The sequence below is a fragment of the Xanthobacter cornucopiae genome (assembly GCF_043195065.2).
Taxonomy (GTDB): Bacteria; Pseudomonadota; Alphaproteobacteria; order Rhizobiales; family Xanthobacteraceae; genus Xanthobacter.
The window spans coordinates 69,332-89,630 of sequence record NZ_JBAFWM020000001.1 but is presented as its reverse complement, the minus strand read 5'-3'; the positions used below and the strand labels follow the sequence as shown (position 1 = coordinate 89,630).

General features: G+C 66.7%; 14 protein-coding genes and 7 pseudogenes. 9 read left to right on the top strand and 12 right to left on the bottom strand.

Going from position 1 to position 20,299, the window contains the following annotated elements:
* Positions 1-321: 321 nt before the first annotated feature.
* From V5F53_RS22135 to V5F53_RS22125, 3 genes and pseudogenes are all read left to right on the top strand, one after another.
* Positions 322-1,118 (top strand): annotated as a pseudogene (locus tag V5F53_RS22135) (IS5 family transposase).
* 74 nt (positions 1,119-1,192) lie between these two features.
* A pseudogene (locus V5F53_RS22130) lies at positions 1,193-2,132 on the top strand (IS481 family transposase); the annotation flags it as partial.
* Positions 2,133-2,226: 94 nt separating this feature from the next.
* Positions 2,227-3,173, top strand: a protein-coding gene (locus V5F53_RS22125) for an IS630 family transposase (RefSeq protein ID WP_509212974.1) whose coding sequence is annotated in 2 segments (ribosomal slippage) — positions 2,227-2,566 and positions 2,566-3,173 — 948 coding nt in all. Because the reading frame shifts where the segments join, the coding sequence is not laid out codon by codon here.
* Between the two features lie 165 nt (positions 3,174-3,338).
* Here V5F53_RS22125 and V5F53_RS22120 read toward each other — a convergent pair.
* A pseudogene (locus V5F53_RS22120) lies at positions 3,339-3,560 on the bottom strand (transposase); the annotation flags it as partial.
* Positions 3,561-3,743: 183 nt separating this feature from the next.
* On the opposite strand from V5F53_RS22120, the gene V5F53_RS22115 reads away from it, so the two are divergent.
* The 4 genes and pseudogenes from V5F53_RS22115 to V5F53_RS22100 all read left to right on the top strand — a co-directional run bounded on the left by V5F53_RS22115 (position 3,744) and on the right by V5F53_RS22100 (position 5,678).
* Positions 3,744-3,890: a hypothetical protein gene (locus tag V5F53_RS22115; RefSeq protein WP_509213026.1), complete on the top strand. Its 147-nt coding sequence runs from the start codon at positions 3,744-3,746 to the stop codon at positions 3,888-3,890.
* Positions 3,857-4,147 (top strand): annotated as a pseudogene (locus V5F53_RS22110) (transposase); the annotation flags it as partial. The gene V5F53_RS22115 and the pseudogene V5F53_RS22110, both read left to right, overlap by 34 nt.
* A gap of 94 nt (positions 4,148-4,241) precedes the next feature.
* A pseudogene (locus V5F53_RS22105) lies at positions 4,242-4,352 on the top strand (IS630 family transposase); the annotation flags it as partial.
* A 243-nt stretch (positions 4,353-4,595) separates the two neighbouring features.
* Positions 4,596-5,678: a replication protein RepA gene (locus V5F53_RS22100; RefSeq protein WP_393998812.1), complete on the top strand. Its 1,083-nt coding sequence runs from the start codon at positions 4,596-4,598 to the stop codon at positions 5,676-5,678.
* Positions 5,679-6,644: 966 nt separating this feature from the next.
* On the opposite strand, the gene V5F53_RS22095 is transcribed toward V5F53_RS22100, so the two are convergent.
* From V5F53_RS22095 to V5F53_RS22080, 4 genes are read right to left on the bottom strand one after another with little or no spacing between them, the layout of a single operon-like run.
* The gene (locus tag V5F53_RS22095) at positions 6,645-7,331 is read right to left on the bottom strand and encodes an amino acid ABC transporter permease (RefSeq protein WP_393998811.1); all 687 of its coding nucleotides are present in this window, start codon (positions 7,329-7,331) and stop codon (positions 6,645-6,647) included.
* Positions 7,324-8,133 (bottom strand): amino acid ABC transporter permease, encoded by an 810-nt coding sequence (locus V5F53_RS22090; protein ID WP_393998810.1) that lies wholly within the window; start codon positions 8,131-8,133, stop codon positions 7,324-7,326. The genes V5F53_RS22095 and V5F53_RS22090 overlap by 8 nt, the downstream gene beginning before the upstream one ends.
* Entirely contained in the window at positions 8,133-8,903 is a 771-nt protein-coding gene (locus V5F53_RS22085) for an amino acid ABC transporter ATP-binding protein (protein ID WP_393998809.1), read from the bottom strand. The genes V5F53_RS22090 and V5F53_RS22085 overlap by 1 nt, the downstream gene beginning before the upstream one ends.
* 7 nt (positions 8,904-8,910) lie before the next feature.
* Complete coding sequence (locus tag V5F53_RS22080) at positions 8,911-9,747, bottom strand: ABC transporter substrate-binding protein (protein WP_393998808.1); 837 nt, start codon at positions 9,745-9,747, stop codon at positions 8,911-8,913.
* A 124-nt stretch (positions 9,748-9,871) separates the two neighbouring features.
* Between V5F53_RS22080 and V5F53_RS22075 the strand changes: the two genes are divergently transcribed.
* Both V5F53_RS22075 and V5F53_RS22070 read left to right on the top strand, forming a co-directional pair.
* Positions 9,872-10,971, top strand: a protein-coding gene (locus V5F53_RS22075; protein ID WP_393998807.1) for an IS3 family transposase whose coding sequence is annotated in 2 segments (ribosomal slippage) — positions 9,872-10,133 and positions 10,133-10,971 — 1,101 coding nt in all. Because the reading frame shifts where the segments join, the coding sequence is not laid out codon by codon here.
* Between the two features lie 142 nt (positions 10,972-11,113).
* Positions 11,114-11,404, top strand: a pseudogene (locus V5F53_RS22070) (transposase); the annotation flags it as partial.
* Positions 11,405-11,490: 86 nt separating this feature from the next.
* On the opposite strand, the gene V5F53_RS22065 reads toward V5F53_RS22070, so the two are convergent.
* The 7 genes and pseudogenes from V5F53_RS22065 to V5F53_RS22035 all read right to left on the bottom strand — a co-directional run bounded on the left by V5F53_RS22065 (position 11,491) and on the right by V5F53_RS22035 (position 20,245).
* Positions 11,491-12,066, bottom strand: coding sequence for a GNAT family N-acetyltransferase (locus V5F53_RS22065; RefSeq protein ID WP_509213025.1), 576 nt, complete (start codon positions 12,064-12,066; stop codon positions 11,491-11,493).
* Positions 12,066-13,145, bottom strand: coding sequence for a methyltransferase domain-containing protein (locus V5F53_RS22060; protein ID WP_509213024.1), 1,080 nt, complete (start codon positions 13,143-13,145; stop codon positions 12,066-12,068). The genes V5F53_RS22065 and V5F53_RS22060 overlap by 1 nt, the downstream gene beginning before the upstream one ends.
* A gap of 56 nt (positions 13,146-13,201) precedes the next feature.
* Positions 13,202-16,537 carry a glycosyltransferase gene (locus tag V5F53_RS22055; RefSeq protein WP_509213023.1) on the bottom strand — a complete coding sequence of 1,112 codons (3,336 nt, stop codon included), beginning with the start codon at positions 16,535-16,537 and terminating at the stop codon, positions 13,202-13,204.
* Positions 16,538-16,545: 8 nt separating this feature from the next.
* Positions 16,546-17,529 carry a DegT/DnrJ/EryC1/StrS family aminotransferase gene (locus tag V5F53_RS22050; protein WP_393998842.1) on the bottom strand — a complete coding sequence of 328 codons (984 nt, stop codon included), beginning with the start codon at positions 17,527-17,529 and terminating at the stop codon, positions 16,546-16,548.
* Positions 17,453-17,677: a hypothetical protein gene (locus V5F53_RS22045; protein ID WP_393998841.1), complete on the bottom strand. Its 225-nt coding sequence runs from the start codon at positions 17,675-17,677 to the stop codon at positions 17,453-17,455. Before V5F53_RS22045 ends, V5F53_RS22050 begins: the two co-directional genes overlap by 77 nt.
* A 326-nt stretch (positions 17,678-18,003) precedes the next feature.
* Positions 18,004-18,755: pseudogene (locus V5F53_RS22040) on the bottom strand (IS5 family transposase).
* A gap of 155 nt (positions 18,756-18,910) precedes the next feature.
* Positions 18,911-20,245 (bottom strand): IS1182 family transposase, encoded by a 1,335-nt coding sequence (locus V5F53_RS22035; RefSeq protein ID WP_393998772.1) that lies wholly within the window; start codon positions 20,243-20,245, stop codon positions 18,911-18,913.
* Positions 20,246-20,299 lie beyond the last annotated feature (54 nt).

Sequence of the window (20,299 nt, the reverse complement as noted above, 5' to 3'; positions counted from 1 at the left end):
GCCCCCTTTCGAACCCCCCTCAAGCCGCGAGCGACCCATTCTGCACGCCGGTCGGGTGCTTGGCGCTTCCTCTCGTCCAGCTCCTTGTTCGACGCAGCCCGCAGGGCAAGGAGACCCCCACGAAGCGGGACGAGACTCTTCTCGTCCCGGCGCATTCCGGGCACGAACAGCCACGATGATGCGTGAAGGTGAATGAATGCGGACGAACGTGCATGAAAATGCACAATATTTTATTTAACATATTGATTTTACTTGCACCAAAGCCGACCCGTGCTCTCCCTCGTGGCTAGGGTCAAAACCCAATCATTGGTTTGAGGATGCATGGTTTTCCTGATTCATAGGGGCATGGATCACGGGAGGCGACGTATGGCATTGTTCTGGTTGTCGGATGCGGCGTGGGCGGCGATCGAACCGCATCTGCCGAAAAACCAACCCGGTGCGCGGCGTGTTGATGACCGGCGGGTGATCTCCGGCATTCTGCACGTCCTCAAGGTCGGCTGCCGCTGGTGCGATTGCCCGGCCGACTACGGGCCATCGACGACGGTCTACAATCGGTTCAATCGCTGGTCTCGCCGGGGCTTCTGGCTCCAGCTGCTCGACGCGCTGGTAGAGGCCGGTGCGGTCACAAAGAGCACAGCGATCGACAGCACCTACATCAAGGCGCAGCGCGCGGCATTCGGGGCAAAAGGGGGCGGACAGCGCAGGCTATCGGTCGCTCGCGTGGCGGCTGGACAACCAAGGTCCACGCGCTCACCGACGTCATCGGCCGTCCCTACGCGCTGATGCTGACACCCGGCAACGTGAGCGACATGAAGGCGGCCCCCAAGCTTCTCGAACGGGCCGGGACCATTCGTTACCTGCTGGGCGACAAGGGCTACGATGCCGACCGCTTACGCCGCCTGGCTCGCGAAGCGGGTGCCACGCCCGTCATACCGGGCCGTCGCAACCGCAAACGTACCATCCGATATGACGAAGCGCGCTACCGGGGCCGCCATCTGATCGAGAATGCCTTCTGTCGCCTCAAGGACTTCCGGCGCGTCCACACCCGTTACGACAAACTCGCTGCCAACTTCCTCTCAGCCGTAGCGCTCGCCACCGCCATCGCCTTCTGGCTCTGATCGAGTCTCAGCCCTAGGTGTTTAGTCCCGGAGTGTGATGGCGTAGGTTTATCGCCATCTGAAAGGGACACGCTATGGTGCAGGTTCTTCACGGGAGCGCCAAGGCCACGCACGCCGTACGAGCAGAGCTACAGCGATCGAAAGCTCCGGTCGCGGAACTCGCGCGGCGCTACGGGATCAACGAGAAAACCGTGAGGAAGTGGCGTTCCCGTTCGATGGTCGAGGATGAGCCGATGGGGCCCAAGGAGCGGCGAAGCTCTGTCCTGTCCGCCGTCGAAGAGGCTGCGATCGTCGCGCTCCGGGTGCAGGCCCGCCTGCCGCTGGATGACGTCTTCCTCGCCCTGAAGGACGTTATCCCGCATCTGACGCGCTCCTCCCTGCATCGCTGCCTTCAGCGTCATGGCATCTCGCGCCTGCCGAAAGCGGATCGCGAAAAGCCAAAGCGGTTCAAAGCCTACGAGATTGGCTACTTCCACATCGAGATCGCCGAGTTGCATTATGAGGGTGGGAAGGCTTACCTCTTCGTGGCGGTGGATCGGACAAGCGAAGCTCGTTTTCGCCAGGATTTACCGCAAAGCGACAAAACTGGTGGCTGCGGGCTTCCTCAAGGCCCTGACCGGCACCGTTCCGTATCGGATCCATACGGTGCTCACCGACAACGGCGTGCAGTTCATCCCGCACGACAGGAAGGCAGCGGAGGGCTTCGTCAGCCACGTCTTCGGCAGGGTCTGCGCTGAGCGTGGCATCGAGCATCGCTTGACCAAACCCTATCATCCGTGGACCAACGGTCAGGCCGAACGCATGGTGCGCCCCATCAAGGAGGCCACCGTCCGTTCCTTCCACTCTGCTTCTTTGATCGATCTCAGGCGCCATGTCCGCGACTGGCTGCTGGCCTATAACTACGCCAAGCAACTCAAGGCATTGCGTTTCAAAACACCCTTCGAGGCCATCCGGCAGATCGCGACCCAGAAGCCCGAACTCTTCATTCGCCAGCCAAGCCATCACATGCGGGGACTAGAGCGATTTCCTCGCGTTTTGAGTCGTCTGGGGTTCCCAAATCAGCTGCGTTCTGATTCACGCTTCGTGTCGGAGAGGGAGGCCGACATGCATGGCCAGGACGCTGTCTTTGGACCTGCGGGAGCGGGTGGTTGCCGCCGTCGAGGGCGGGATGTCGCGGCGGCAGGCGGCCGAGCGCTTCGGGGTGAGTATCGCCAGCGCCGTGCGCTGGTGCGCCAGGGTACGGGAAACCGGAAGCGTCGCGGCCAAGCCGCGCGGCGGTGACACCCTCTCCGCCCGGATCGAGGCGCAGGCCGACCTGATCCTGAGGTTGGTGGAGGAGACAAGCGACATCACCCTGATGGAGCTTCAGCATCAGCTGGCCGCCCACGGGCACCGCTTTGCCATCGGCACGCTTTGGCGCTTCTTCGACCGTCACGCCATCACTTGGAAAAAAAGACCGCGCACGCGGCCGAGCAGGACCGCCCCGATATCCTGAAACAGCGCCAAGCCTGGTTCGACGGCCAACTGGACCTGGACCCGGAGCGGCTCGTCTTCATCGACGAGACCTGGGCTTCCACCAACATGGCGCGCCGCCACGGCCGTTGCCGGCGCGGGAAACGCCTGCGGGTCGGCGTGCCGCACGGCCACTGGAAGACGACCACCTTCGTCGCCGGCCTGAGATCCACCGGCATGGTCGCACCCATGGTACTCGACGGCCCGATCAACGCCGTGGCATTCCAGGCCTATGTGGAACAGGTTCTCATTCCCGAGCTCATCCCAGGCGACATGGTGGTGATGGACAATCTCGGCTCCCACAAGGGGCCACAGGTCCGCGCCGCCATCGAGGCTGCCGGCGCCGGTCTGCTTTATCTGCCGCCCTACAGCCCCGACTTCAATCCCATCGAGAAGGCATTCTCAAAGCTCAAGGCGCTCCTGCGCAAAGCCGCCGAGCGCTCCGTCGCCGGCCTGTGGGACACCATCGGTCGCCTCATCGACTGCTTCACGCCAAAGGAATGCCAGAACTTCTTCATGGCCGCAGGATATGAGCCATTATGAACGGAAATCGCTCTAAACACCTAGCAGGGGCAACGTCAAGACCTACACGGACATTGTCGATGCCGCCTGCGAGGCCTGGCGCAGTCTCACCGAAAACCCAGAAACCATCACATCCATCGGCAGGCGCCAATGGGCACTCATCGGTCATTCATGACGGCCGTTGGTATAATAGACTGTCTGCCACGGCGGCAGGTCATGAGGCAGAAGTCGCCACGCCATCCCGGCCCGCAAGAAATAGAGGATGGCGTTCACCAACTCCCGCGATGTGGCCTTCCTGGGGCGCCCGCCCGCCTGCGCTTCGGGGATCAGCGGCGCGATCAGATCCCATTGTCCGTCAGTCAGGTCCGTGTCGTAGCGGCGCCGCGCGGGCGGTTTCTTCCGGGGCATAGGGCGTCGGCCCGGCTCGTTGATCCGACGCCCTATGAATCATGCAAAACCCGCCATGGGAATCCTTCTCAAACACCATCTGAAGCATATCGCCGCCTGTCAATTAATAGGTCCTGAGCCTAGGCTCAGGACCTATTAATTGAGCTGCGGGTGTGATTCACAGTCTCCGTTGAGGAGGCTGCGATGGGTGATTTGTTCCTGTTGAGCGCGCGCCAGATGGCGCGGATCTCGCCGTTTTTCCCATTGGCCCATGGGGTTCCGCGGGTGGATGACCGGCGGGTGGTGAGCGGCATCGTCTACGTGATGCCTTGCCGCCGGCCAAGAGTCTGATCGCCGATCGGGGTTATGACAGCGCCTGGTTCCGGGACGCGCTCGCCGCCAAGGGGATCGCGCCTTGCATTCCATCATCCAGGAGCCGCAAGCGGCCTTTCGCCTATGACAAGGCCCTCTACCGCCAACGACACAAGGTCGAGAACCTATTCGCCAAACTCAAGGACTGGCGCCGCATCGCCACACGCTACGACCGATGCGCCCACACCTTCTTCTCAGCCATCTGCATCGCAGCCACCGTCATCTTCTGGCTATGATTAGAGCGTTTTCCGCCCGGAATGAGTCGTCTTGGATTTCCGAATCGGTCCGCTTCTGATTCCAGCTCCGTGTCGGAGACGGAGGCCGACATGGATGGCGAAGACGCTCTCGGTCGACCTGCGCGAGCGGGTGGTTGCCGCCGTTGAGGGCGGGATGTCACGGCGGCAGGCGGCGGATCGCTTCGCCACCCGCTACGAACGCCGCACCATCCACTTCAAGTGGCTTCGCATTCCTCGCCGCATCCATGATCTGGATGAACTGAATGTCGATCTGTCCTAGCACTACTTTGGCAGTTGGCGTTTGCGGACTTCTGGAAACCTGTTTTTGTCGGCCGGAAGGAGCGCAGATAACCTTCATAGAGGTATTATATGAGGGTGTCGACGGCGCTAATTGTTGGCTCTTTGCTGCTCTTTTCGGAACCGCCAAAGTAGTGCTAGCCTGACGATCATGCGGCACCCGGACGAACACCTGATTCGCGACGACGACCTGCGCGCCAAGCTCGAGGCCGCGCGCGGCCATTTCGCGTTCGAGATCCAGGTGGGCGTGCTGGTCACCACCCAGCGCCGCCGCGACGAGGAGCGCGCGGCCGAGACGGCCAGGACCCAGGCCCTCGCCCTCATGCCGCGCGAGAAGCGCCGGCGCGCCATCGTCCGCGATGCCATCGAGACCAGCCCGCCGACACCGGCGGACCTGCGCCACATCCACAGCGTCATCGCCGTGTGCGGCATGCCCTATGACCGTCCGCCGCCGGAGGTGCGCCGCTTCGAGAAGCAGCAGGGCAACATGAGCCTGCTGATCCAGGCCGGCGAGCTCACCGGCAAGGACCAGCAGTGGGTGCAGCAGCCGCTGCCGTTCGGCCCGAAGGCCCGGCTCATCATGATCTACCTGTGCTCGGAGGCGATCCGGCAGAAGAACCCGACCATCGAGATCGCCGACAGCCTCTCCGGCTTCATCCGCGACATGGGCTTTCCCGTCACCGGCGGCAAGAAGGGCACGCTCCAGGCCTTCAAGGAGCAGCTGAACGCGCTCGCCGCCTGCGACATGAAGATCGGCGTCTGGGACGGCAGCGGGCAGACCGCCCGCACCCGCCGCATCACCCCGTTCGATTCCATCGACGTCTGGCTGCCGACCACCCTCAACCCGGACCAGAAGATGTTCTGGCCGGACACGGTGACGTTCAACGACGCCTTCTTCAAGTCGCTCGACCGCCATGCCCTGCCGGTCAGCGCCCATGTCATCCGCACCTTCGCCGGCTCGGCCCGCAAGCTCGACCTCTACACCTGGATGGGCTACCGCCTGCACAATATCGACGCCACCCTCCACGTCAGCTGGAAGGCCCTGGCCGAGCAGTTCGGCGGCTCCTTCTCCCGGCCCCGCGCGTTTCGCGCGCAGTTCGCCCAGGACCTGGCGCACCTCAAGGAAGTGCTCCCCAAGATCCCGGTGAAGGTGACCGAGGACGGCCTGGTGATGGAGCCGGCCGACCCGAACGTGCTGGCGCTCCCGGCCCCGCGCGCCGCCAAAAAGACCTGATACATCAAACGACTGTCTACGCAGACTTGGTGGCGCCCCACCCTGTTTGGACGTCCGCGCGCCCGCCGCCGGGCGGGCGCGCCGTGGCGGCGCGGGCGGGCACGCAGACTTGCTGGCGCCCCCGGTGTCTTCCGCTGTCCCTCCGGCAACGCCCCGGTCACGCAGACTTGGTGGCGCCCTCCCGCACCTTAGTGCCCCTCTTTCCACGCAGACTTGGTGGCGCCCCGCATCGCTCCGGGCAGCGCGCCCGCCACGCAGACTTGGTGGCGCCCTCACCCGCTCCGGTCCCCGCCCATGCACGCAGACTTGCTGGCGCTCCCGCACGCCTCCGGGCAAGGGCCGGTCACGCAGACTTGGTGGCGCCCGGGACGGCCGGGCGGGCACCGCTCTCGGGCACGCAGACTTGGTGGCGCACCCTGTTTTTTTCACCTGTTTGATTCCAATGGCTTACAGCCTCACCTGCGCAGACTTGGTGGCGCACCCACGCAGACTTGGTGGCGCCACCCCCGTTTTGGCACGCAGACCTGGTGGCGCCTTTCACGCAGACCTGGTGGCGCCTCTCACGCAGACTTGGTGGCGCACACTATAGATACAGAACATTTCAGAACATCTCAGAACATTAGATACCGAACAGAATCAGAATCACAGAACAAGGCGGAAAATTCGGATTTTGATTTTTTCAAGTGGATTGAAGGTATCAAAAAACCTCTTTTCCACGACCCTTCACAGCCTTCGATCATGGTCCGATGGAACGGTTCCGCCAGACCCCCGCCGGCCCTCGTCCATCGTTCGGGATGGACGTCCCGCCAGGTTGATGCGGGATCAGGGCCACCAGGAAAGCGTAGGGACGGGACTTTTAGTCCGTAGCGTGGATTTGTGCGGAAAATGCACGAACCCGGCCCACGGCCATCCCATGCGATTTATCGCCATCCCTCCGATGCCCGGCGGCGTTCTGGCGCGCAGGGATCACCGCGCCGGCGCCAGCCGCCGGTGAAGCGCGCCGGCGAGCCCGGAGAGCGACCCGCAGATCAGGAAATAGACGGCGCCGGTGAAGATGAAGATCTCGGTCGGATGGACCTGGGTGCGGTTGTTCACCTGCCCGGCCACCGTCGTCAGCTCCGGCACGTTCACGATGAAGGCAAGGGAGGTGTCCTTGACCAGGGAGATCAGGACCCCGGTCAGCGACGGCAGCACGTTCGGCACCGCCTGCGGCAGCAGGATATAGGCCAGCACCTCCCCCCGGGAGAAGCCGGCCGACAGCCCGGCCTCCAGCTGTCCCCGGGACAGGGCGTCGAGGCCGGCGAGGGTGGAATACATGACCGCCGCCGAGGTGAACCAGGCGATGGCCAGCACCACCGTCAGCGTGTCGGGCAGATTGACCTGGAACACCGCCGGGACGAGGAAATACAGCCAGAAGATCACGAAGATGAGCGGAATGCCGCGGATCAGGTCGGCCCAGGCGAACAGCAGCCTGCGGGTCCAGCCGCCGGCCAGCCAGGCGAGGAGGGCGAGCAGCACCCCCGCCACCAGCGCCAGCGCCCCGGCCTCCACCGACATGATAAGGGTGAGCAGGAGGCCGCCGGGCTGCCCGTCGAAGGCCCGTCCCCACAGGAAATAGGGCAAATTGTCGAGGATGACGGAAAAGTCAGGCATCGCCGCCCGCTCCTACGTTGGCGGCCGCGGTTCCGGCCGGGGTCTGGGCGGCGCGCCCGCCCGGTCGCGGGGTCGGTCGCTGGCCGGGCCGGAACCCGGTCAGCAGCCGGCCGAGCACGAGGCCGAGCAGCAGATAGAGCGCGGTGCCGGCCGCGAACGCCTCGAAGGCGTGGGCGTTGTAGCTTTCGATCTGCCGCACCTGGTAGGTCAGCTCGGCGAGGCCGATGGAGCTGGCCAGCGACGACAGCTTCATGAGGTTCAGATACTGGGTGACCAGCGGTTGCCAGGCATTGGCCAGCGCTTGCGGCAGCAGCACGAGGCGCAGCGTCTGCCAGTGGCCGAAGCCCTGGGAGAGGGCGGCTTCCTGCTGGCCGCGCGGGATGGCGTTGAGGCCGGCGCGCAACTCCTCGGCCAGGAAGGCGGCGGTGAACACCCCGAGCCCCCAGGCGGCGGCGATGAATTCGGGCGCCAGCAGCAGGTTGTTGACCGGCAGCACCGCCCAGGGATGATCGGCGGTGATGAAGCCGCGCACCGGCGCCGGCAGCGCCGCATAGGCGGCGAAGTACCAGAACAGGAACTGCACCAGGATCGGCGTGTTGCGGAACACCTCGATGAGGGCGATGGCGATGGCGCGCAGCGGTGTCACCGGCGAGATGCGCAGCCCCAGCAGCAGCCCCGCCAGCAGCGTCGCCACCAGGCTGCCGGCGATGGTCACGTAGATCGTCATCAGGACGCCGGCCAGCAGCCACTGGCCGGGCTGTCCGGCGAGGACGCCGGCGAAGTCGAGGGTGATGCCGGCCATCAGGCCTCCACGGTGCTGAGCGGCGAGAGCAGCTGTTGCAGGAAGCGCCGGGTGCGCGGGTGGGAGGGGGCGGAGAAGAAGGTCCGCGGCGGCTCCACCTCCAGGATGGCGCCGCCGTCGATGAAGGCGACGCGGTCGGCGACCTCGCGGGCGAAGCTCATCTCATGGGTGACCACCAGGATGGTGATGCCGGCCTTGGGCAGCTCGCGGATCACGGCCAGCACCTCGCCGATCATCTCGGGGTCGAGGGCGGAGGTCGGCTCGTCGAACAGGATGATCTTGGGCGCGGTGGCCAGCGCCCGGGCGATGGCCACCCGCTGCTGCTGCCCGCCCGACAGCTGGGCGGGGTAATGGCCGGCCTTGTCGGCGAGCCCGACCCGCTCCAGCAGCGCCCGGGCGTGGGCCTCCGCCTGGGCGCGCGGCACGTGCCGCACCTTGCGCAGCGCCAGCGCCACGTTGTCGAGGGCGTTCAGGTGGCCGTACAGGTTGAACTGCTGGAACACGAAGCCGATGTCCGAGCGCAGCGCGCGCAGGCGGCGCCCGGAGAAGGCGGCGGTGGGCACGCCGTCGATGACGATCTCGCCCTCGGAGATGGTCTCGAGCCGGTTCACCAGCCGGATCAGGGTGGACTTGCCCGACCCGGAGGGGCCGATGATGGCCAGCGCCTCGCCGCGGCCGACGGTCAGGTTGATGCCGTCGAGGACGTGCAGGGCGCCATGCCACTTGTGGATGTTCCGGAACTCGATCAGCGGCGCGGCGGGGGCGGTCATCGGTGCCTCACTGCGCGGCGATGGTGAAGGTGCGGGCCTGGGGGAACCGGCTCTGCGGCCCGAACCAGGCGTCGTAGATGCGTGCGGCCTCGCCGCTGCGCTCGAGGTCGACCAGGATGGCATTGATCCTGGCGCGCAACGCCGGCTGCCCGCGGGCGATGCCGATGCCGATCTCCTCCCGGCTCAGGGCCTGCGGCAGGATCTTGTACTTGGCCCGGTCGGGCGCGCCGGCCAGCAGGCCGCCGAGGATGGTGCTGTCCTGGGAGATGGCGTCCACCGAGCCGTTGCGCAGGGCGGCGAGGGCGAGGGGGATGTCGTCGTAGGACAGGACGCGGCTGTTGGGGAAGCGCGCCTTCAGCTCCTGCTCGCCGGTGGTGCCCTTCACGGCGCCGATGCGGGCGGCGGCATAGTCGGCGAGCCGGTCGGAGGCGGCCACCGGGACCAGCAATTCCTGTCCGGTGATGAAGTAAGGGGTCGAGAAGTCGATCACCTGCGCCCGCTCCGGGGTGATGGTGATGTCGGCGACGATCAGGTCCACCTTGCCCGACTGCAGCAGCGGGATGCGGTTGGCGGGATTGGTGGGCACCAGCTGCAGGCGGACCCCGAGCGCCGTGGCGATGGCCTTGGCGAAGTCCACGTCGTAGCCGACGATGTCGTAGGTCTTCGGGTCGATGGCGCCGAACGGCGGATTGGCATCGAAGGTCGCCACCCGCAGCACGCCGGCCGCCTTGATGTCCGCGAGCTGGTCGGCGCGCGCCGGCAAGGGGCCGCCGAGGACGGCGCCGGCGAGGGCGGCGAGCCCGGCCAGGGCGCCGAGCAGGTGACGACGGGTGGGGGCGGTCATGGGGCGGCTCCTTTGGGGGGTATCCTGCGGGGTGGAAGATCCTGCGGGGGGCGAGGTGTTCGTGACCTGAGCCCCTGGATCTCCTCCAGATTTGGGTAGAGTCCGTCGCTCACGGAGACGGACGATGCGCGCCTCACGGTTCACTGAGGAACAGATCATTGGGATGCTGAAGGAGCAGGAGGCGGGCGCGAAGACGGCGGACGTCTGCCGCAAGCACGGCATCTCCTCGGCCACCTTCTACAAGTTCAAGGCCAAGTATGGCGGCATGGACGTGTCCGATGCCCGCCGTCTGAAGGCGCTCGAGGATGAGAACGCCCGCCTGAAGAAGCTGCTCGCCGAGCAGATGCTGGACAACGCCATCCTGAAGGATGTCGCCGCAAAAAAATGGTGACGCCCGACGCGAAGCGTAAAGCCGTGGCCCATGCCTGTGCCGAGCACGGGGTGAGCCAGCGTCGGGCGTGCAAGGCCCTGAGCGTCGATCGCACCAGTATGCGCTATCGCAGCGTCCGTCCCGACGATGCACGCCTACGGGAGGCCATTAAGGCCGTGGCCGGCGAGCGCCGCCGGTTCGGCTACCGGCGGATCCACGTCATGCTGAGGCGGCAGGGCATCGTCATGAACCACAAGAAGCTGCGCCGGCTCTACCGGGAGGAGAAGCTCCAGGTGCGCCGGCGCGGAGGACGCAAGCGGGCGCTCGGCACGCGGCGGCCCATGCTGGTACCGGATCGGATCAATGTCCGCTGGAGCCTCGATTTCGTGTCGGATGCCTTCACGGATGGTCGCCGCTTCCGGGTGCTGGCCGTGGTCGACGACTTCAGCCGGGAATGCCTGGCGCTGGTGGCCGACACCTCGCTGTCCGGCCTTCGGGTGACGCGCGAGCTGGATGCGCTCATGGCCATCCGGGGAAAGCCCTCGGCCATCGTCTCGGACAACGGCACCGAGCTGACCTCGATGGCGGTCCTCAAATGGTGCCAGCAGACGGGCGTCGAATGGCACTATATCGCCCCGGGCAAGCCCATGCAGAACGGCTTCGTGGAGAGCTTCAACGGCCGGTTCCGGGACGAATGCCTGAATGAGACCCTGTTCTCGAACCTGGCGCAGGCCCGCGCCACCATCGGCTCATGGAAGGAGGACTATAACCTCAACCGACCTCACTCGGCGCTGGGCCATCGATCCCCAGCCGAATTTGCCGCAACACTCACACTGGAAACCGTGGCCGCCTGAGGCCACAAACCAACATGCGGACTCTCTCCTAAACTGGAGGAGAAAAGGGGCTCAGGTCACAGATGGCGCGGATCTCGCCGTTTTTCCCATTGGCCCATGGGGTTCCGCGGGTGGATGACCGGCGGGTGGTGAGCGGCATCGTCTACGTGATGCCTTGCCGCCGGCCAAGAGTCTGATCGCCGATCGGGGTTATGACAGCGCCTGGTTCCGGGACGCGCTCGCCGCCAAGGGGATCGCGCCTTGCATTCCATCATCCAGGAGCCGCAAGCGGCCTTTCGCCTATGACAAGGCCCTCTACCGCCAACGACACAAGGTCGAGAACCTATTCGCCAAACTCAAGGACTGGCGCCGCATCGCCACACGCTACGACCGATGCGCCCACACCTTCTTCTCAGCCATCTGCATCGCAGCCACCGTCATCTTCTGGCTATGATTAGTGAGTCCTGAGCCTAGGTGCCGCTGGGGAGCCAGGAAGGGCGCGGGCCGTTCGGCGCGGGGGGGACGGATGCCGAGGCCTTCCTATGGGGTGGGCGCTGCGCCTGCCGGGGCGGGATCCGGGGCGTGCAGCTCGAAGCGGAGCATGGCTTCGCCGCCTTCGGTGGAGCGGACGCCAGGCAGTTCCTGGAAGCCGGCTTTCCGAAGGATCGCGTGGATGCGCAGGTTCTCAATGCGACAGCAGGCGTACAGCAGCCGCAGGCCCAGCCGCTCGAACGCCAGGATGCGGAGCGCATCGATGGCGGCCGCGGCATGGCCGTGGCCCCGTGCGTCGGGCGTTACCAGGATGCGGCCGAATTCCGCCGATGCCGTCTCCGGCTGCAAGTCATAGATGGCGGCCATGCCCACCGCCGTGTTTCCCGCATCGCGGATGACATAGGTGAAATCGTCGTCCCGGGCCCGCTGGCGCTGTGTCCAGCCGAGCTGACCCTCGCGGGTGAAGGCGGGACCGGCGAAGAAATAGGGGCGGATCTGCGGATGGTTGCGCCACGCCACCACCAGGTCGGCATGGTCCGCGTGCAGCGGCTCCAGCACCACGGAGCCGCCCTTGAGGGGCTGGGGCTTCAGGGCCAGGCGCGCGTCGGATGAAAGCACGGCCATCATTGTCCTCCCCCTGCCGCGGCGTCGAAACGCAGGCGTCCGGCGATGATCGGATAGGTGCGGCCTGCGTCGTTGCTGCGCAAGCCCTCGGCGCAGGCCTCCAGCGGGCCGCCGGACACCGGGCAACGCAGCAGCTTCGCCACCAGGGCGAGGAGCGGGCCGGGCTCCGCCTGGATGTCGAGCGGGGGCAGATCGCTTCGGGGCGCGTGCTGTCCGCGCTTGCTGGCGCACACCGTGACCGGGCCTCCGGGCAGGACGAGGTCGGCGAACTGCCGGTCGCCGGCCGCAAGCCCTTCCAGCAGGCGCAGCACCAATTGCTGCATTACCCGTGCCTGGGTCTGCGCGGTGTCGGCGAGGCCGGCCGCAGGCGCCATCTCGCGCACCAGCTGGCGCACCTGCGCCCACCCGTTCTCATCGGAGCTGACGCGCACGTCCTGTGCGTCAAGGCTGGCGAAGATGCGGCGATAGCCCTTCGGTGTCAGGCGCATGAAGTCGGTGCGGCTGGCACCCAGGGACAGGCGCTGCGGCGTGCGCAGCAGCAGCATCCCGCCCGGACGCAGCACGCGCAGGCATTCAGCCAGGACCGCGCCGGGCTCCAGGCTCGATTCCACACCGCAATAAAAATAGATGCGGTCGATGCTGGCATCCTGGAACGGCAAGGCTTCGAACCGGGCCGTGATGAGGCCGCCGCCCTTCCAGTCGTTCGACAACGAGAGCATATAGCTGTGCTCGATCCGGCGGGACAGGCGGAGGCAGGTGTCCGGCGAGGGCGCGCCGTAGCTCTGCAGGTTCAGCGTCAGCAGACCGGGCTGGTTCAAGGCGGCGAAGGTACCGGGCAGCGGACTTTTAGGTGGGGGCTCCGCCTGGGCGGCCAGGATCGCCTCCTCGACGCCGGCGAGAAAGGTCGGGCCCGCCCCGGCGCGGGCGAGGGCCTCGAACAGGCCGGCCATGGCTGTGGCCACGTCGTTCCATGCGTCGTGTGCCCGCGGGTCCATGCCCGGCCAGGACTGGCCGATCAGAAGGGCCCTGATGCGCCGGGCCTCGGCCGTGTGGGTGGTGATCTCGTCGGCGATCGTCATTGGCTCCACGCCTTTTGAACCTCGGTCGGCACCCTGCGTTCCCTCGCGCCGTGGCGTCACGCGGCAGGCGTGGGACGTTCCGCCGTCCCCTCCACGTGCTGGCCGATGTCGTACCAGAGGACACCCCTGACAAAGACATCACGGCGCACGCCGTCGACACTGACACCGACGCTGGCGCCGCCCGGCCCGGCCCGCAGCCCGACGAGCAGGCTGTGTGCCTCCACCTCGAAGCAGGCCGCCTCGGTCACGTTGCTTCGGGCCCGCAGGCGGGGCGGCAGGTGCGGGTATGCCGTGGCCCGCCAGCCGGTCGAGAAGCGCCCCGTCCGAATCCGCGCGCCATCGGGATCAGGGGAGCGGAAGCCGAGCAGCAGGAGCTGCGGCCCCGGCGGAAGGGTAATCTCGATGCGGCGGCGCGGGGCTGGAGACAAGCGGGTCCGTGCCCTGTCAGCCGACCGATCCCGCCGCGTCCGCGCCGCCAGAACGTACGCATCCAAGAGCCGTGCCGCGATCTGCGTCTCGCCGCAATAGGCGAAAGCGGTGGCGCTTCCCTGCGCGGCGATGGCCAGGCGCTGGTCCGTGGACAGGGACGCCACCTGCTGCAGCGCGGTGGTCAGCGCGGCGCTGTCGCGATGCGGCACCACGAAGCCGTTATGGCCGGAGATCAGGAGCGCCGCCGCGTCCCGCGAGCCGATCGCAATGACCGGGATGCGGGCATGAAGGGCGCCGAGCACGGCCCGGAAGCTCTCCGCCGTCTCTCCGCACGCCACGATCACGTCGGCTGCCGTCCCCGCCAGCGGAACCATAGCGGTGTCCGCCAGAAGCGGCCAGCGGCGCCGCCAGGCCTCCAGCTCGTCCACGGTGAACGGCAAGGCGACCTCGACGCGCCACGCGTGCTGCCGCGTCTCCAGCAGGATCGCCTCGGCCAGCAGAGCCGTGCCGAATTCGCGGTCTTCCGGCGCGCACGCCAGGGCGAACCGCAGCCGCGCGGCGGGCGGCTCCGGTGGCGGGGGCGGATCAAGGGGAAAGGCCTGGGGGGACGGCAGCAGGTGCAACCCGAGCCCTGGAACGAGCCGCGCCGCCTCCGCCCAGCGCTGCGGCGTCTCGGCGATCAGTCCATCGGGCCCTTCCACGCCCAGGGCGAAGCCGACACAGGCCTGTTCGGCGGCCGACGGCAGCCCCGCGACGGTCGGGAGCCCGCGCGCCGCCGCGGCGGCGATCCAGGGCGAGTCCGGCGTGTCGGCATGGAGGAAATCCGCGCGCGCGAGGGTCTGCGTGATGAGGCTCTCCGACGCGGCCGGCGGCGCCGTGACGACCTCGAAGCCGAAAGCTTCCAGCACGGGGGCAAGCGCCGCCGCGCGCGCCGCCTCCTCCGCGAGCACGATGCGGGCCCGGCCCGAGGCCCGGGCCCGCGAGCGCAGCAGCGCATGCAGCGCGCCAGCGGTGTAGGTGGCCATGAACTGGAAGAACTGGCTTTCCGTGGCAAAGCGCGGCCGTGTCCAGGCCGCCGCCTGCTCGACCATGGTTCGCCGCGCACCGTCCGCCAGGCCCAGGGTGCGCTCCAGCGCCTCCCGCCACGCGCCGGGGCGGGAGGGAACCTTGATGCAGACATCATCGGGCACGGATGCGAAAATCCGCGCGTCGGAAGTGACCAGAACGGCGCCTGCGATCACAGAATCGATGAATTTCCGAGGAGACTTTGCCGTGTAAAAGGCATGGTCGTCATTCTGGATATTGATGATGAAGTCAAATCCACGCCTATGGATGAATTCGTAGAATTCATGGAAGGTCAGCGCATTCAGGAACTCGATGTTGCCCCCGGCGAAATGGCCCTCGTAGCGCTGGCGGTCCTCGGGTCGGCTGAAGACGTTCAGCACCGTGGTGTCTGGATTGTCGTCGAAGAAGGACAGAACCTCCTCGGCGAACGCATCCATCTCCTCGCTTCGCATCTTCTGGCTGAGAATGACATAGCTGCGCCGCCGCCGCCGGGGCGGGAGCGCGGGGGCCAGCAGGCGTGCTTCGCTGTTGGTGCTCAGCGTCGCCACCCGCGGCGAAAGGGAGCCGATGCGCGCCCGGTGCGGATCTGAATAGACGAAGCTGAAGTCGGCATCGGCGATCTTGGCGCGCACGTTGCGGGTAAATTCACCTTCCGGTTGCCAGCCCGGGTCGTCGACCAGGCGCTCCATGCTGAGCAGGTCGTCGTCCATGCCGTAGAATATCGCGTCGCCGCGCGCCCGCGCCCGCGTCCGGGCGGTCTCGTCGAGCGGCAGGAAGGTGCGGAACTCGACCAGCGCGCGGGGTGGGTCCGTCCAGGCGTAGACCGGGGCGCGCTTGGTGAAGCGCAAGGCGATATGCTCCGGGTAGAGCCGCGCGAAGTCGGCGAAGGCGATCTTGGCGCTTGGGGTTCCGTCGGCCCGCCCCACGACATCCAGGTGGATGTGGTGGCCGGCCAGCAGCAGGCCGTTCACGGTGGTGCCGACGATCTCGCCCAGCGCGCAGCGACTGGCGATGAACGCACGCAGCACGCCATCGCACAGCACTTGCCGGTCGACGGCCTGCAGCGGCTCACGAATGTCCAGCAGGTCCAGGCGCGCCACCGCCTCGGGCGCGAGCTGCGGAGCAAGGGCGCGCCAATCGCGCAGCCCGCGCACCAGATCGGCGATGGAAATCGCCGGACCGGGGGCCGGCTCGTCGATGACCAGCACCAGGATCTCGTCCAGCCGCTGAAATCCGCCCACCTGCCGCGCCCGCATCCAGAAGTCGCGGGTGGTGACGCCATCCAGGACGACCCGCGGATCGAAGCCCCCGATCTTCGCGACGAGACCCCGCGGGTGGAGGCTGGCCGGCAGCAGCAGAGGCCGCGTCGATTCGTAGGTGAGCTGGTGCGGCTCATCGATGCCGATGCCGGCAAGACCGGCCACCGGAGCGCCGGGCGAGATGTCCTCCGGTGCCGGGACGCGCGCGCCGGTTGCAAACACCACGACCGTGTCCGGGCTCGCCGCGGCGGCGGCGCTATAGAGACAGGCGAGCGCCCCGGGGCGCAGCAACACAGTGTCAAGCTGGTAGCCGATGAAGCGTCCGGTGGCATGCCGCAGGCCGTCGTCCAGCCGCAGGCCCAGCAGGCCGCAATGGCGCGGATAGCGCACCACCGTCACCCGAGGGTCGCGGGCATGCCATTGCTGGAGCAGCGAGAAGGTGTCGTCGCCGCTGCCGTCGTCGATCAGCACGAGCTCGAACGCCACTCCGCGCTGTGCGAGGACGCTCTCCACGGCCCGTTCCAGGTGCGGGGAACGGCGCGGCCGCAGCAACGGCATCAGCACCGAGACATCCGGCCGCTCCCGGCTCCGGCGCGGAAGGAGGGTTTCTCCCGTCTGGAAGGCCGCCGCGGTGAGCATGACCGCCCTCAGGTCGCGTCGACGACGAACTGGCGCAGCACGCCGGCGACGCGCCGGGCATCGTCCTCCGCGACTCCCAGGTGCAGGGGCAGGGACAGCACCTCATCGCCCGCGCGGGCCGCCTCGGGACAGGTGCCCTGCGCCTCGATATAGACTTGGTACTGTGTGTTGTCGCGATAGTGCACACCGGGAAAAATGCGGTGGCCGTTCAGGAACGGGATCGCCGCGTCGCGCCGCGCGATCCGCACCTGATACAGGTGGCGCGACGACACCGTGTCGCGCGGCTGCGGAATCAGGCTGATGCCGGCGATGCCGGCCAGCTCCTCGTCATAGACGGCGCTGATCCGCCGGCGATGGGCATTGTCCGCCTCCAGCCGGCGCAATTGCACCAGGCCGAGCGCGGCCATGATGGAATTGCCGTGGTACTTGTAGCCGATCTCGTTCACCTCGTAGCGCCACTTGTAGTTGCCGCCGTCGAGGGTGCGCTGGAAAGTGTCTTTGTCGATGCCGAGCCACGACAGCCGCCGGGCGCGCACGTCGTCGGCCGCATCGGCGAAGCAGACCATGCCGCCGTCTGCAGTCCCGAGGTTCTTGACCGCGTGGAATGAAAACACCGTAGCGTCGGCGTCGAGGCCCGGCGCGCGCCCGGCCAGCGTGGTGCCCGCCTGATGGGCGGAATCGAGGATGAGGGAGAGGCCGCGCCGGCGGCACAGCTCCACGATGACCGGCCATTGCCCGGTGTTGCCGCCAATGCCGACAAACATCACCGCCCGGGTGCGCGGCCCGATCAAGCGCTCCACGGCGATCGGATCGAGGCACAGGTGCGTGTCGATGTCGGCGAACACCGGCTTCAGGTTTTCGTAGACGATGGCGTGGTTCGTCGAGACGAAGGTGAATGGGGTGGTGATGATCTCGTCACCGTCCTGCCAGCCGCCGCGATCCTTTAGGATCTTGACCGCCAGATGCAATCCCGAGGTGGACGAAGTGGGCATGGGGCAGGCCCGTGTACTCGGTCCAGGCCGTCTCGAATTCCACCGTCTTGAAGCCAAGGCCGGTCCAGCCCTTTTCAAGGCAGGTCCGGATTTCCGCGAGAGATGCTTCGACATCGAAATGTGGAACGAACAGGTGAATGTCGTGCATGTCCTGGCGACTCTTGGAGTCCCCTCGGAGGGCAAGTACCACCGCAGCCGACAGGGCCCCGTTGCTTGGAGGGCAAACGCGATTATGTGCCCGCCTGCCGGCCCTTTCGGGGCATGAACCGACCTACGTTCAACGCGCAATAGCTACCCGGCGACTTCCACCTGCGCAATCAAAAATCCCAATTCCAGAAGGCTGAACGGTTCTATCAACCGGTCTGGGGACTGCGGATAGGTGGATTTCGGTGGTTGCAACGTCAGGACCGATGCCGAGACAGCCCGGTCGGGGTCGATGTGGAGGTCGATGCCGACTCTAGGGCTGAGACTCGATCAGAGCCAGAAGGCGATGGCGGTGGCGAGCGCTACGGCTGAGAGGAAGTTGGCAGCGAGTTTGTCGTAACGGGTGTGGACGCGCCGGAAGTCCTTGAGGCGACAGAAGGCATTCTCGATCAGATGGCGGCCCCGGTAGCGCGCTTCGTCATATCGGATGGTACGTTTGCGGTTGCGACGGCCCGGTATGACGGGCGTGGCACCCGCTTCGCGAGCCAGGCGGCGTAAGCGGTCGGCATCGTAGCCCTTGTCGCCCAGCAGGTAACGAATGGTCCCGGCCCGTTCGAGAAGCTTGGGGGCCGCCTTCATGTCGCTCACGTTGCCGGGTGTCAGCATCAGCGCGTAGGGACGGCCGATGACGTCGGTGAGCGCGTGGACCTTGGTTGTCCAGCCGCCACGCGAGCGACCGATAGCCTGCGCTGTCCGCCCCCTTTTGCCCCGAATGCCGCGCGCTGCGCCTTGATGTAGGTGCTGTCGATCGCTGTGCTCTTTGTGACCGCACCGGCCTCTACCAGCGCGTCGAGCAGCTGGAGCCAGAAGCCCCGGCGAGACCAGCGATTGAACCGATTGTAGACCGTCGTCGATGGCCCGTAGTCGGCCGGGCAATCGCACCAGCGGCAGCCGACCTTGAGGACGTGCAGAATGCCGGAGATCACCCGCCGGTCATCAACACGCCGCGCACCGGGTTGGTTTTTCGGCAGATGCGGTTCGATCGCCGCCCACGCCGCATCCGACAACCAGAACAATGCCATACGTCGCCTCCCGTGATCCATGCCCCTATGAATCAGGAAAACCATGCATCCTCAAACCAATGATTGGGTTTTGACCCTAGGAGCCTGTCCGAGTAAGAGGTTGAAGCGACTGGATTGAGGGTAAGCGGTATCTGGAAGTTGAGGACGTTCCGGGCTCAGGGCTCTGCGTGAGCGAGCTTCAGGAGGTTGTGGGCGGTGCAGATCATCGCCCACTCGCCTCGGACCTGATCGAGGCCACGCAGCAGGAACTGGCGGAAGCCTCTGGCCTGCTTCATCTGCCCGAACACCGGCTCGACTACCTGTTTTCTGAGCCGGTAGCGGCTCCGACGGCCGGCCCGCTTCAGCCGAGCCGCCATCACGCTCATCAGGGGCATCTTCGCCAGCCGCCGGTGGCCGGACGCATCCGCCGCGCCGTGACGCGCGCGGCCCGGAGCGAGATAGCCTGCAATCCCACGTGCCTCCAGCGCAGCCAGGTTCGCCTCGCTGGCAAAGCCGGCATCACCTGAGACTTCACGGGGCTTGCGTCCGAGATGGGTGGAGATGTCGTCGACAAGCGGAACGAGGGCGCGGTAATCGGCGGGGTTCGTCACAAGGCGATGCGCCACAATCACCTGATGCGCGGCATCGACCGCGATCTGGCCGTTGTAGCCCTGGATGAAACCGTCGCGCGTCGGCAGGATACGCCTGTCGGGATCTGTGAAGTTCTTCTGCGCCCGGTCGGGCGGTCCGCCATCCTCGCCTCGCAGGCGCCGGCCCTGCCAGCGCATGCCCGACGAGGCCCCCGGCCCACTCTCGTCATCCGGATCCGGCGGAGCAGCAGCCTCGGCTTCCAGTGCGGCCTTGGCGGCGTGGATCATCTCCAGCCGCCGCTGCTTGTCGGCCATCCAGGCCGGCGTCTCGTCGCCGCGCCGGTCCACGCCATGAGCCCGCTCCTCGTCCGCATCGGCCACGCGCGCCCGCTCCAGCCAGGCGTCGACCTCAGCCGCCAACGCTGGCTCGCTCGTCTTCATCCGCCCGTAACTCATCGCCTTATGGCGCGACGCGTTAGCCTTCAGCTTGGTCCCGTCCACTGCCACGTGGGCGAACTGGATCAGGCCAGCGGCCCGGCACAGCCGCAGCTCCTGCACGAACAGGTCCGACAAGGCCACAAGGTGGCGCTTACGAAAGTCGGCGATGGTGCGGAAATCGGGTCGGTTCAGGCCGCTCACCGCCATCACGTCGACCCGTTCCTCGCAAGCGCGGGCGAGCTGGCGCGAGGAATACACACCCCGGCTGTAGCCGTAGAGGAGCAGCGCTACCATCATCCCGGGATGATAGGGCGGGTAGCAGCGCTCCCCGGTGTAAGTGTCGAGAATGGCCGAGAGGTTCAGCGCCTCCCGCACCGTGTCACGGATGAAGTGAGCCACGTGCCCGGTCGGCACGAACTCGTGCAGCGAGGGCGGCAGAAGCCAGCCCTGATCCACATCCCAGGAGCGAAACACCTTGGCCATGAGCGAAGTGAATCACTTCCAGGTCGCCCCGTCGAGGCCATTACTCGGACAGGT